This is a genomic window from Cupriavidus sp. R6-3, assembly GCF_059772245.1.
Genome location: NZ_JCBAJO010000042.1, coordinates 16,840 through 29,116 on the forward strand (window position 1 = coordinate 16,840; position 12,277 = coordinate 29,116).

General features: G+C 66.8%; 9 protein-coding genes and 3 tRNA genes. 9 read left to right on the top strand and 3 right to left on the bottom strand.

The genetic code is table 11. From position 1 onward, the window contains the following. Nucleotides 1-79: 79 nt before the first annotated feature. Nucleotides 80-868 carry an enoyl-ACP reductase FabI gene (gene fabI, locus AC6EI8_RS10075; RefSeq protein ID WP_006578939.1) on the bottom strand — a complete coding sequence of 263 codons (789 nt, stop codon included), beginning with the start codon at nt 866-868 and terminating at the stop codon, nt 80-82. Nucleotides 869-1,241: 373 nt separating this feature from the next. On the opposite strand from fabI, the gene AC6EI8_RS10080 reads away from it, so the two are divergent. The 5 genes from AC6EI8_RS10080 to AC6EI8_RS10100 all read left to right on the top strand — a co-directional run bounded on the left by AC6EI8_RS10080 (nt 1,242) and on the right by AC6EI8_RS10100 (nt 8,200). Then, the gene (locus AC6EI8_RS10080; RefSeq protein WP_498381854.1) at nt 1,242-3,131 is read left to right on the top strand and encodes an extracellular solute-binding protein; all 1,890 of its coding nucleotides are present in this window, start codon (nt 1,242-1,244) and stop codon (nt 3,129-3,131) included. 46 nt (nt 3,132-3,177) lie between these two features. Continuing rightward, the gene (locus AC6EI8_RS10085) at nt 3,178-4,227 is read left to right on the top strand and encodes a microcin C ABC transporter permease YejB (RefSeq protein ID WP_149319846.1); all 1,050 of its coding nucleotides are present in this window, start codon (nt 3,178-3,180) and stop codon (nt 4,225-4,227) included. Continuing rightward, a complete protein-coding gene (locus tag AC6EI8_RS10090; RefSeq protein ID WP_149319847.1) occupies nt 4,224-5,426 on the top strand; it encodes an ABC transporter permease in 1,203 nt (400 codons plus the stop codon). Before AC6EI8_RS10085 ends, AC6EI8_RS10090 begins: the two co-directional genes overlap by 4 nt. A 17-nt stretch (nt 5,427-5,443) precedes the next feature. Then, on the top strand, nt 5,444-7,141 hold the full coding sequence (locus AC6EI8_RS10095; protein ID WP_498381858.1) for an ABC transporter ATP-binding protein: 1,698 nt from the start codon (nt 5,444-5,446) through the stop codon (nt 7,139-7,141). 378 nt (nt 7,142-7,519) lie between these two features. After that, nucleotides 7,520-8,200 carry a C40 family peptidase gene (locus AC6EI8_RS10100; protein ID WP_149319848.1) on the top strand — a complete coding sequence of 227 codons (681 nt, stop codon included), beginning with the start codon at nt 7,520-7,522 and terminating at the stop codon, nt 8,198-8,200. 193 nt (nt 8,201-8,393) lie between these two features. Here AC6EI8_RS10100 and AC6EI8_RS10105 read toward each other — a convergent pair whose 3' ends face one another. Beyond that, on the bottom strand, nt 8,394-9,332 hold the full coding sequence (locus AC6EI8_RS10105; RefSeq protein WP_498381855.1) for a patatin-like phospholipase family protein: 939 nt from the start codon (nt 9,330-9,332) through the stop codon (nt 8,394-8,396). Between the two features lie 306 nt (nt 9,333-9,638). Between AC6EI8_RS10105 and gltX the strand changes: the two genes are divergently transcribed. The 4 genes from gltX to AC6EI8_RS10125 all read left to right on the top strand — a co-directional run bounded on the left by gltX (nt 9,639) and on the right by AC6EI8_RS10125 (nt 11,769). Beyond that, nucleotides 9,639-11,045: a glutamate--tRNA ligase gene (gene gltX, locus AC6EI8_RS10110; protein ID WP_498381856.1), complete on the top strand. Its 1,407-nt coding sequence runs from the start codon at nt 9,639-9,641 to the stop codon at nt 11,043-11,045. 316 nt (nt 11,046-11,361) lie between these two features. Beyond that, nucleotides 11,362-11,437 (top strand) — tRNA-Ala (locus AC6EI8_RS10115). Between the two features lie 102 nt (nt 11,438-11,539). Then, a tRNA-Glu gene (locus tag AC6EI8_RS10120) sits at nt 11,540-11,615 on the top strand. Nucleotides 11,616-11,692: 77 nt separating this feature from the next. Beyond that, nucleotides 11,693-11,769, top strand: a tRNA-Asp gene (locus AC6EI8_RS10125). Nucleotides 11,770-11,920: 151 nt separating this feature from the next. Here the strand turns inward: AC6EI8_RS10125 and AC6EI8_RS10130 are convergent. Further along, nucleotides 11,921-12,277 (bottom strand): MATE family efflux transporter (locus AC6EI8_RS10130; protein WP_498381857.1); only part of this gene is annotated, 357 nt, incomplete at its 5' end.

Consider the following 12,277-nt stretch of genomic DNA (forward strand, 5'->3'; position numbering starts at 1 on the left):
GTCGGCACTGCGGCGGTCAAACGCGATCGGCGGTGCACAGACAGCCCGGTTATCCGTCCCTGTTCGCCCCTCTACGACCTTACTCGCCTTCCGGCAGGCTGGCGCCGACGATATTGAATCCCGCGTCGACGTACGTGATCTCGCCGGTCACGCCGCTCGACAGGTCCGACAGCAGGAAGGCCGCGACGTTGCCGACTTCCTCGATGGTGACGTTGCGGCGCAGCGGGGCGGCTTCTTCGAAGTGGCCGAGCAGCTTGCCGAAGCCCTTGATGCCCGAGGCGGCCAGCGTCTTGATCGGGCCGGCCGAGATGCCGTTGGCGCGGATGCCGCGCGGGCCGACCGAGGCGGCCAGGTAGCGCACGCTGGCTTCCAGCGACGCCTTGGCCAGGCCCATCGTGTTGTAGTTGGGCACCACGCGTTCGCTGCCCAGATAGGTCAGCGTCAGCAGCGAGGCCTTGTCCGACAGCAGCGGCAGCGCGGCCTTGGCGAGCGCCGGGAAGCTGTAGGCCGAGATGTCGTGGGCGACGCGGAACGCCTCGCGCGACAGGCCGTCGAGGAAGTCGCCGGCGATCGCCTCGCGCGGAGCGAAGCCGATCGAATGGACCAGGCCGTCGAGCTTGTCCCAGCGCTGGCCGAGCGCGGCGAAGGTGGCGGCGATCTGCTCGTCGCTCGACACATCGCATTCGAATACCAGATCGCTGCCGAATTCCTTGGCAAAGTCCTGGATACGGTCCTTGAAGCGCTCGCCGACATAGGTGAAGGCCAGTTCCGCGCCTTCGCGCTTGCAGGCCGACGCGATGCCGTAGGCGATCGAGCGGTTCGACAGCAAGCCGGTGATCAGGATCCGCTTACCTGCCAGAAATCCCATAAGTTCTCCATGGTGGTCTTGTGATGCGCGTTCGCGGCGCGCCGGCGTGGGGCACGCTGCCGGGCACGGTTCGTGCTGAGCCTCGCCGGGCCGCAGGGCCGGATGACCGACCCGCTTGCCGTACCGGATCGCCGATGGCGAGCGGGCAGGCCCGTTGCGGCCGCGGCCACGCCGCGTACTGGAATGTCCGGATGGCTGGAACGCCGCCGAACGAAGGTAAAATTGTCGCACAACTTGGCCCGGGCACCGACCGCGGCCGTACTTGGCAAGCGAAGTTCTGGGGGAGGGCATCGACCGGATGCAAAGGCAAGCAGCAGGGCCGTTTTCGGCATGGCATCGTATCCGGGCGCGGACTCGCACCGGCCTGGTCCAGATGCTGGCACGGTCCGCCGCAGCCGCCGTGGTGGCCGCGCTGTTGCCGACGATCCCGACCACGGCATGGGCCGCGCACGGCTTCGCGCTGCACGGCGACCTGAAGTACCCGCCCGACTTCCACCATTTCGACTACGTCAATCCCGATGCCCCCCGCGGCGGCACGCTGACGTTGGCGAATCCGGACCGGCGCACCAGCTTCGACAAGTTCAACCCGTTCACGCTGAAGGGCGTCGCCGCGCCGGGCCTGACCTCGCTGATGTTCGAGTCGCTGCTGATCGGCAGCGCCGACGAGACCGCCAGCGCCTACGGCCTGCTGGCCGAAGACGTCACGGTGGCCCCCGACGAGCTGTCGGTGACCTTCCGCATCCATCCGCAGGCGCGCTTCCACAACGGCGATCCGGTGCTCGCCAGCGACGTCAAGTATTCCTTCGACATGCTGATGAGCAAGGCCTCGAGCCCGGGCTATCGCAGCATGTGCGCCGACGTGAAGTCGCTGACCGTGATCGACGACCGAACCGTGCGCTACGACTTCAAGCAGCGCAACGGCGAGCTGCCGCTGATCGTCGGCTCGCTGCCGGTGTTCTCGCGCAAATGGACGGCCAAGGTGCCGTTCGAGAAGCTGACCTTCGAGACGCCCGTCACCAGCGGTCCCTATCTGATCGAGCGCTACGACGCGGGCCGCGGCATCATCTACAAGCGCAATCCGAACTACTGGGGCAAGGACCTGGCGGTGCGGCGCGGCACCTTCAACTTCGACCGCGTGGTGTACCGCCTCTACAAGGACGAGACCGCGCGGCTGGAGGCCTTCAAGGCCGGCGAATTCGACGCCATCGTCGAGTACCGCTCCAAGAGCTGGGCCAAGAGCTATGTCGGCAAGCGCTTCGCCAACGGCGAGCTGATGAAGACCGAATTCCCGCACCGCAATGGCGCGGGCATGCAGGGCTTCGTGATGAACATGCGCAAGCCGCTGTTCCAGGACGTGCGCGTGCGCCAGGCGCTGATCCTCGCGCTGGATTTCGAATGGCTGAACCGGCAGCTGTTCTACGGCGCCTACAAGCGCCTCGACAGCTGGTTCTCCAACAGCGAGCTGGCCGCCAGCGCAACCTTCGACGGCCGTCCCGGCCCCGGCGAGCTGGCCTTGCTGGAGCCGCTGCGCGACCAGCTGGCGCCCGAGGTATTCGGTCCCATTGTCACGCAGCCGACCACCGAGCCGCCGCGCTCGCTGCGCGACAACCTGCGCGAGGCGCGCCGGCTGCTGGCGCAGGCGGGCTGGACCTATAGCGACGGCGCGCTGCGCAACGCCAAGGGCGAGCCCTTCGTGTTCGAGTTTCTCGACGACGGCGGCGCGATGAGCCGCGTCATCACGACCTATGTGCGCAACCTGGAAAAGCTCGGCATCCAGGTCCATCAGCGCACCACCGATTTCGCGCTGTACCAGAAGCGGCTGGAAGACTTCGACTTCGACGTGGTGTCGATCCGCTTCCCCGATTCGCAGAGCCCCGGCAACGAGCTGCGCGATCGCTTCACCAGCGAGGCGGCCTCGATGCCGGGCTCGGACAATCTGTTCGGGCTGAAATCGCCCGCGGTCGACAAGCTGGTCGACCAGGTGCTGCGCGCGCATACGCGCAAGGACCTGATCAATGCGTCGCGCGCGCTCGACCGCGTGCTGATGCACGGCTACTACGTGGTGCCGAACTGGTACAGCGCCTCGCATCGCGTGGCCTACCGGCGCGAGCTGGTCTATCCGCAGCGGCTGCCGTACTACTACACGGCCGAGGGCTGGGTGCTGAGCAGCTGGTGGCGCAGCGATGTGCCCGCTGCGCAGGCGAAGGCGGCCCAGGCGACGGCGGCCGAAGCGAAGCCAGGCCCGGCCAAGGCGGCGCGCTGAGCGCGGCGATGGCCGCGACTGGCGCCAAAGGACAACAGGAAACGGCATGCTGGCCTATCTGCTCAAACGCGTTCTGCTGATGATCCCGACGCTGATCGGCGTCATCACGCTGACCTTCGTCGTGATCCAGTTCGTGCCCGGCGGCCCGGTCGAGCAGATGATGATGGAGCTCAAGGGCCGCGGGGGCGGCGGCGAGGCCAGCGGCGGCGGTGCCGAATATCGCGGCCGGCGCGGCGTCGACCCCGAGAAGATCAAGGAGATCCAGGCGCTGTACGGCTTCGACAAGCCGCCGCTGGAGCGCTACTGGATGATGCTCAAGCGCTTTGCGCAGTTCGATCTGGGCCAGAGCTACTTCCAGCACCGCAGCGTGTGGGAGCTGGTCAAGTCCAAGCTGCCGGTGTCGGTCAGCCTGGGCCTGTGGACCTTCTTCCTGACCTATCTGATATCGGTGCCGCTCGGCATCGCCAAGGCGATCCGGGCGGGCAGCCGCTTCGACGTGGTGACCAGCATGATCGTGCTGGTCGGCTACGCGATCCCGGGCTTCGTGCTGGGCGTGCTGCTGCTGGTGCTGTTCGGCGGCGGCACCTTCGTGCAGTGGTTCCCGCTGCGCGGCCTGACCTCGGACAACTGGGAGCAGCTGTCCCTGATGGGCAAGGTGATGGACTATCTGTGGCACCTGGTGCTGCCGATCACCGCGTCCGTGGTCGGCAGCTTCGCCGTGGTGACGATGCTGACCAAGAACGCGTTCCTGGAAGAGGTGCGCAAGCAGTATGTGCTGACCGCGCGCGCCAAGGGCCTGTCGGAGCGGCGCGTGCTGTGGAAGCATATCTTCCGCAATGCGCTGATCCCGCTGGTGACGGGCTTCCCGGCGGCCTTCATCGGCGCCTTCTTCACCGGCTCGCTGCTGATCGAGACGCTGTTCTCGCTCGACGGGCTGGGCCTGCTGTCCTACGAGGCGGTGCTGCGCCGCGACTATCCGGTCGTGCTCGGCACGCTGTACCTGTTCACGCTGATCGGCCTGGTGACCCGGCTGATCTCCGATGTCTGCTACGTGCTGGTCGACCCCCGCATCCATTTCGAGGCCATGCCGCGATGATCCCGCGTTGGCAAACTCCTTTCCGCTCGACCCCGCGGCCGCCGCGCCTGGACCGGCTGCCGTCCTCGCTGTCGCCGCGCCAGCGCGCCTGGCAGCGCTTCCGCCGCAACCGGCTCGGCTACTGGAGCCTGATCGCCTTCGTCGTGCTGTTCGTGCTCAGCATGTTCGCCGAGGTGCTGTCGAGCGACCGCCCGCTGGTGGTCAAGTACCGCGGCGAGTGGTATTTCCCGATCGTGCAGACCTATGCCGAGACGACCTTCGACGGCGACTTCCCGACCCCGACCGACTATCTCGATCCCTTCATCCGCCAGCGCATCACCAGCAACGGCAACTGGGCCATCTATCCGCCCAACCGCTATTCGTACGACACGCTGAACTACTTCGCCAAGGAGCCGAACCCCGCGCCGCCGTCGTCGGAGAACTGGCTCGGCACCGACGATCGCGGCCGCGACGTGCTGGCGCGGCTGATCTACGGCTTCCGCGTGTCGGTGCTGTTCGGCCTGGCGCTGACCGTGATCGGCGTGGTGATCGGCACCATCACCGGCGCGCTGATGGGCTTCTTCGGCGGGCGCTTCGACCTGATCTCGCAGCGCGCGATCGAGATCTGGAGCTCGATGCCCGAGCTGTATCTGCTGATCATCTTCGCGTCGATCTTCGAGCCGAGCCTGGCGCTGCTGATCATCCTGCTGTCGCTGTTCGGCTGGATGGGTTTGTCGGACTACGTGCGCGCCGAGTTCTACCGCAACCGCTCGCTCGACTACGTCAAGGCGGCGCGCGCGCTGGGCCTGTCCAATGTGCAGATCATGTGGCGCCATATCCTGCCCAACAGCCTGACGCCGGTGATTACCTTCCTGCCGTTCCGCATGAGCGCCGCGATCCTGGCGCTGACGAGCCTGGACTTCCTTGGCCTGGGCGTGCCGCCGACCACGCCGAGCCTGGGCGAGCTGCTGGCGCAGGGCAAGGCCAATCTGGACGCGTGGTGGATCTCGCTGTCGACCTTCGGCGTGCTGGTGGTCACGCTGCTGCTGCTGACCTTCATGGGCGACGCGTTGCGCGATGCCTTCGATACGCGGTTGGGCCTGGCGGCGCTGCGCGGCCGGGTCGAACCCAAGCTGCCCGACCCCTCGGCGGGATCGGCGGGCGGACCGGCGGCGGACGCCGCGGCGGCGGGGCAGTCCGCCGCGGGAGCGCGCCCATGAACGACCTTCCGATCACGATGCCGCCGCAGCCCGTGGGCGCACCGCCGGACGCCGCCGACCCGGCGCTGATCCGCGTCGACCGCCTGTCGGTGACCTTCGGGGACGGCCCGGAGGCGACCCGCGCGGTGCGCGATGTCAGTTTCTCGCTGCGACCCGGCGAACGCTTCGCGCTGGTCGGCGAGTCCGGCTCCGGCAAGACCGTGACCGCGCTGTCGATGCTGCGGCTGGTCGAGGATGCGCGCTACCAGGGCGCGATCCACTTCGAGGGGCGCGACCTGCTGCGCGTGCCCGACCGGGAGATCCGCGCGATTCGCGGCAGCGACATCGCGATGATCTTCCAGGAGCCGATGACCGCGCTGAACCCGCTCTATACCGTCGGCAACCAGATCGTCGAGACGCTGGAGCTGCACGAGGGGCTGGACAAGCGCGCCGCGCGCGATCGCGCGATCGCGCTGCTCGAGCGCACCGGCATCGAAGAGGCCGCGCACCGCTTCGACAGCTTCCCGCACCAGCTGTCGGGCGGCCAGCGCCAGCGCGCGATGATCGCGATGGCGCTGGCCTGCCGGCCGAAGCTGCTGCTGGCCGACGAGCCGACCACCGCGCTCGACGTCACCATCCGCGTGCAGATCCTCGAGTTGCTGCGCGACCTGCAGGCCGAGTTCGGCATGGCGGTGATGCTGATCACGCACGACCTGAACATGGTGCGCGCGTTCGCCCAGCGTATCGGCGTGATGGAGCAGGGCGTGCTGGTCGAGATCGGCGAGACCGCCGAGGTCTTCGCCAACCCGCGCCATCCGTATACGCAGCGACTGATCGACAGCCGCCCGCGGCGCGACGTGGTGCCGGTGCTCCCGCTGGCGCCGACCCTGCTGAGCGCGCGTGGACTTGACGTCAACTACACGCGCAAGCGGCGCGGGCTGGCGGGCTGGTTCGGGCGCGACGTGGTGCGCGCCGTCAAGGAGGTCGACTTCGATCTGCGCGAGGGCGAGACGCTGGGCATCGTCGGCGAGTCCGGCTCGGGCAAGACCACGCTCGCCCATGCCGTGCTGGCCCTGCAGCGCAAGAGCGGCGGCCAGATCCAGTTCCTCGGCCGCAGCCTGGACCAGGTCAAGCGGGCCGAGCGAGCGTCGCTGCGGGCCCGGCTGCAGGTGGTGTTCCAGGACCCGTTCGGCTCGCTGTCGCCACGCATGACGATCGAGCAGATCGTCGGCGAAGGCCTGGCGCTGCATCAGCCCGGTCTGTCGCGCGAGGCGATGCGTGAGCGCGTGATCGAGGCGCTGCGCGAAGTCGGGCTGGACCGGACCGCGCTGGGACGCTATCCGCACGAATTCTCCGGCGGACAGCGCCAGCGGATCGCCATCGCGCGCGTGCTGATCCTCAAGCCGCAGGTGGTGGTGCTCGACGAACCGACCTCCGCGCTCGACGTATCGATCCAGCAGCAGGTGCTGGCGCTGCTGGCGCAGCTGCAGCGCAAGTACAACCTCAGCTACCTGTTCATCAGCCACGATCTGGCCGTGATCCGGGCGATGGCGCACCGGGTCATCGTGATGAAGGGCGGCGAGGTGGTCGAGGCGGGCGAAACCGAGGCGGTGCTGGGCGCACCGCAGCATGCCTACACGCGCAAGTTGATGCGGGCCGCCCAGCTCGGCATGGATTCGGTGCTGGGGCGGGGCCTGGAACCGCGTCCTGGAGACGTGGGCGGCTGGCGGGGTTGATCCCGCCGATGTCTCCGCTCCATGTCCGCGCTCATGTCCGATATTGCGGTCAATCGGAAGAATTAGCGTGCAAGTCCCTCGCTATTCCGTTGATTACATGGCGATTTCGGCCGATTTTGTAACGAACTTTGACATCGCTGGCGTGACCTTATACCATCCCGCGAGAACTTGATGTGTGGGTGGTTTGCACGCCGCACGTCTCCTGGCGGATGCATGCACGCCGTGCCCCGACGCCGTTGTCGGGATGATTCGGTGCCGACATCCGCCCTCAGCAGTTTTTCCACATAGTCATCTCCGATCCACACGACGATGGATTGCCGCGTCGCGTGAGGGATCGTGTGATTTGAACCATCCGAACCGGAACCAACGGGAGAACCCATGCAGCGAACGGTGCTTCATTCCCTGGCGCGTGCCGCCATCGGACTGACCCTGGCATGCGGCGCGGCCTTGTCGAATGGAGCCCTGGCTGACACGGTGTTCAAGGAACCCGGCGCGGAGCTGAGCGTCGAGGCCCCGCAGCAGTCCGAGCCGAGGAAGGGCCTGCTGTCGTCGATGATGAATTCGACGAGCCATGTCGCCAACAAGGCCGGCGACCTGGTGATGAACGCGCTGGGCCTGATCGGTGTCCGTTATCGCTTCGGCGGCAACACGCCGGAATCGGGCCTGGACTGCAGCGGCTTCGTCCGCTACGTCTTCAACGACACCTTCGGCTTCATGCTGCCGCGGCGCTCGGTCGAGATCAGCCGCGTCGGCACCAACGTCGCCGCGCACGAGCTGCGCCCGGGCGATCTGGTGTTCTTCAACACGATGCGCCACGCGTTCTCGCATGTGGGCATCTATATCGGCGACAACAAGTTCGTGCACGCGCCGTCGACCGGCAGCAAGATCCGCGTCGACGACATGCGTTCGGCCTACTGGGTCACGCGCTACAACGGCGCGCGCCGCATCGACGATATGCCCGAGCGCGACAACGGCGCGGCAGGCGGCATCGGCGGCATGGTCGAGACGCTCAAGCGCTTCGATCCGAACGCCAGCGGACGCACGTTCTACGGCGGCTGAGCGGCGAGGGCGCCGCGCGGCGCCGATCGGTGCGACACGGTGTCGAATCGGCGCCAATCCGTGCCGATCGCCATGCAACAAAAAGGACTGCCTCGGCAGTCCTTTTTGTTTGCCTCGTTTGTTTGCGCGGTCGTTCCTTGCGCTCGCCTTGTCTACTTCCGCGCCTGCTTGCCCGCCGCCTACTTCCCGCCGCCTACTTGCCCGCAATCGGAGCGACCGGCTGCAGCCGCGCCTGCGCCAGCTTCTCGCGCAGCGCGGGCAGGGCGGCGACGGCGGCCTTCTCGCCGGCCAGGATCGCGCGGTTGCGCGCGCCGAAGTCGCTGCCGCTCATGTCGGGCAGATCGGGACGGATCACCACGTCGGCGCGCGCCAGCGCAAGCCGGTTGATCGATTGCCCCATGATTGCCGTGGTCTGCAGCAGCACGCCGCTCTGGCCGGCATTGTTCTGGCTGGCCGGATCGGCCGAGATATTGACCGCGATGACGAAGTCCGCGCCCATGCTGCGTGCCGAATCCACCGGCACCGGCTCGACCAGGCCGCCGTCGACATAGTCGTGCCCCTGGATCGACACCGGCTGGAACACGCCCGGCACGCTGCTGGAGGCGCGCACCGCCTGTCCGGTGTTGCCGCGCCGGAACAGGATCGCGCGGCCCGTCTTCAGGTCGGTGGCGACGATGCCCAGCGGGATCTTCATCGCCTCGATTGGCCGGTTGTCCACCAGCCGGTTCACATAGTTCTGCAGCGCCTCGCCCTTGAGCCAGCCGCCGAAGCGCGTGCCGAACGGCAGCGCCCAGTCCGCGATGGTGGCCTCGTCCATCTTCAGCGCGTGCTTGTTCAGCTCGAAGCCGTCCATGCCGGAGGCGTACAGCGCGGCGACCACCGCGCCGGCGCTGGTGCCGGTGACCAGGTCGGGGCGGATGCCGTGCGCTTCCAGCGTCTTGATCACGCCGATATGGGCGAAGCCGCGCGCGGCGCCGCCGCCCAGCGCCAGGCCGATGCGGATGGGCCGCGGCGGCGGCGTGACCGCGGACGGTTCGTCGGGAGTGTCAGGCTTGGGGCCCAGGCTGCAGGCCGCCAGCAGGGACGCCGCGGTGGCGCCCGCCGCCGCGCTCAGGAACGTACGTCGTTGCATGCGGGAAATGAAAGGGTCGGGCGGGAGGTCGGTCCGCCGGTCCGCCGGTCCGCCGGTTCGTCGGTTCTTAAGCGAGCCACCGGCGCCATTCGAGGGCGGGCCCGGCGGGGCAGCGGTTCGGACGGGGCGATAGCATAAACGATTCGGCCGCGCGGCCTGCGGAACGGGCAGGGGTGACAGATATGCCTGCCGGGGGTGACAGGGGCCTTTGCTACAATAACCCGCTCCGAATCGTCGGCCCCGCCTGTTGCTGCGCGGGCCTTTTTGTTTGCCGAGTTTCCGCGGTATTCCCCCTGTTTCCCGTCTATGACCACACGCGTCCGCACCCGCTTCGCCCCGAGCCCGACCGGCTTCATCCACCTGGGCAATATCCGCTCCGCGCTGTATCCGTGGGCCTTCGCCCGTCGCATGAAGGGCGATTTCATCCTGCGCATCGAGGACACCGACGTCGAACGCTCGTCGCAGGAAGCGGTCGACGTGATCCTCGAAAGCATGGAGTGGCTGGGCTTGGACATCGACGAGGGCCCGTTCTACCAGATGCAGCGGATGGACCGCTACCGCGAGGTGGTCCGGCAGATGCTCGACGCGGGCCTGGCCTACCACTGCTATATGAGCACCGAGGAGCTGGACGCGCTGCGCGAGGAGCAGCGCGCGCGCGGCGAGAAGCCGCGCTACAACGGCTTCTGGCGGCCCGAGCCGGGCAAGGTCCTGCCGACGCCGCCGGCCGGCGTCGATCCGGTGGTCCGCTTCAGGAATCCGATCGGCGGCAGCGTGGTGTGGGACGACGCGGTCAAGGGCCGCATCGAGATCTCGAACGACGAGCTCGACGACCTGGTGATCGCGCGGCCGGACGGCACGCCGACCTACAACTTTTGCGTGGTGATCGACGACCTCGACATGAAGATCACCCATGTGATCCGCGGCGACGACCACGTCAACAACACGCCGCGCCAGATCAACATCATCCGCGCGCTGGGCGGCACGCCGCCGGTCTACGCGCACCTGCCGACCGTGCTGAACGAGCACGGCGAGAAGATGAGCAAGCGCCATGGCGCGATGGCGGTGACCGCCTATCGCGACGAAGGCTATCTGCCCGAGGCGGTGCTGAACTATCTGGCGCGGCTGGGCTGGGCGCATGGCGACGCCGAAATCTTCTCGCGCGATCAGTTCGTGGAGTGGTTCGACCTCGAACACCTCGGCAAGTCGCCGGCGCAGTACAACCCCGAGAAGCTGGCCTGGCTGAACAACCACTACATCAAGGTCGGCGACAACGCGCGGCTGGCCGAGCTGACCCGACCCTTCATCGAGCAGCTGGGTGGCAAGGTGGAAGGCGCCGACCTGGTCGGCGTGGTCGCGCTGGTCAAGGATCGCGCCAATACGCTGAAGGAGGTCGCGCAGACCGCGCTGCTGTTCTATCGCGGCGAGCCGCAGCCCGATCCGGCGCTGAAGGCAGAGCACCTGACCGCCGAGATCGTGCCGGCCGTGCGCGAGCTGGCCGAGCGCCTTGCTGGCCTGGCCGAATGGCGTCGCGAGGCGATCTCCGCCGAGTTCAAGGCGGTGCTGGCCGAGTTCGGCCTGAAGATGCCGAAGCTGGCGATGCCGGTGCGGTTGCTGGTGGTCGGCCAGCTGCAGACGCCGAGCATCGACGCGGTGCTGGAGCTGATCGGCCGCGATACGGTGCTGCGCCGGCTGCAGGCCGGTGTGGGTGCCTGATTCAGCAAAAAAAGTTGCGGCAGGGGCTTGCGCTTTTGCCGCGACTTGCGCATAATCTCTTTCTCCCTGCAGCGCGGTTCAACACCAAGCGGGCATCACGGCAGTACCGCGGCGGTAACGGCGGCGAATATCCGAAGCGATATCGACGACAAGCCGAAGCAGTAAAAAAGTGAAATAGGGGCTTGCAAAAAAGCAAGGCTGTTATATAATCTTGGCTTCGCTGGAAACGACAAGATAATCGCTTCGGTAAAACGAAGGATAATCTGGAAACGAGAGACGAAACGCCGGTGGCAATAACGGCGGCAGCAGTATTTATGGGGCTATAGCTCAGCTGGGAGAGCGCTTGCATGGCATGCAAGAGGTCAGCGGTTCGATCCCGCTTAGCTCCACCAAAATTCCAGCGGTAACATCAGCAGCACGGTGTTATCCGTTTCCGCAAAGCGGCTCGCCGCGATGCGCGAAACAAGACGGAACGTGTTGAAAAACAGGTTTCTGTCCCCTTCGTCTAGAGGCCTAGGACATCACCCTTTCACGGTGAGTACAGGGGTTCGAATCCCCTAGGGGACGCCAGATAATGGGCGTAATCAAACGTCCAGATTATCGGTAAAGCCTGCACCTCGGTGCGGCAATATCGATAAGCCGACTAAGGAGTGGTAGTTCAGTCGGTTAGAATACCGGCCTGTCACGCCGGGGGTCGCGGGTTCGAGTCCCGTCCACTCCGCCAAAACTCAACCCGCATGGTTAACGCCATGCGGGTTTTTCTTTTTGGTTTTCCTTTTTGGCGCGGGATTTTGCCGCCCGATTTGTCCGGGCGGAAGGGCGGAAGGGCGGAGCGCCGCGAGTGCCGTGGGGTTCGACCTCTGGCCTCAATCCCCTCAGCTGCGCTCCTCGCTGATCCGAATGAAATAGAACACCAGCAGCGCCCCGGCAATCGCCAGGCTCAGGCTGTTGGCCAGCCAGAAACCGGCGGCGCCGTGCGTGAACGCCGGCATCCCGTCGATCAGCCCGAAACCCAGCACATAGCCGCCCCCCAGGCCGATTCCCCACAGCGACACCGCGTAGATCACGGTCGGCACCAGCGCGATCTTGTAGGCGCGCAGCACGAAGGCCGTGGTCACCTGCACGGCGTCGAAGGCCTGATAAAGCGCGACGAAGGTCACCAGCGGCAGCGCGGCCTGTACCACCGCCGCATCGCTGGCATAGGCCCGCAGCACCGGCGCGCGCAGCAGCCA

Coding starts and splice junctions, on each gene's coding strand:
- AC6EI8_RS10105 (WP_498381855.1), bottom strand. CDS start 9,332: ATGCAACGACGTACGTTCCTGAGCGCGGCGGCGGGCGCCACCGCGGCG.
- AC6EI8_RS10090 (WP_149319847.1), top strand. CDS start 4,224: ATGATCCCGCGTTGGCAAACTCCTTTCCGCTCGACCCCGCGGCCGCCG.
- AC6EI8_RS10085 (WP_149319846.1), top strand. CDS start 3,178: ATGCTGGCCTATCTGCTCAAACGCGTTCTGCTGATGATCCCGACGCTG.
- fabI (WP_006578939.1), bottom strand. CDS start 868: ATGGGATTTCTGGCAGGTAAGCGGATCCTGATCACCGGCTTGCTGTCG.
- AC6EI8_RS10100 (WP_149319848.1), top strand. CDS start 7,520: ATGCAGCGAACGGTGCTTCATTCCCTGGCGCGTGCCGCCATCGGACTG.
- gltX (WP_498381856.1), top strand. CDS start 9,639: ATGACCACACGCGTCCGCACCCGCTTCGCCCCGAGCCCGACCGGCTTC.
- AC6EI8_RS10095 (WP_498381858.1), top strand. CDS start 5,444: ATGCCGCCGCAGCCCGTGGGCGCACCGCCGGACGCCGCCGACCCGGCG.
- AC6EI8_RS10080 (WP_498381854.1), top strand. CDS start 1,242: ATGCTGGCACGGTCCGCCGCAGCCGCCGTGGTGGCCGCGCTGTTGCCG.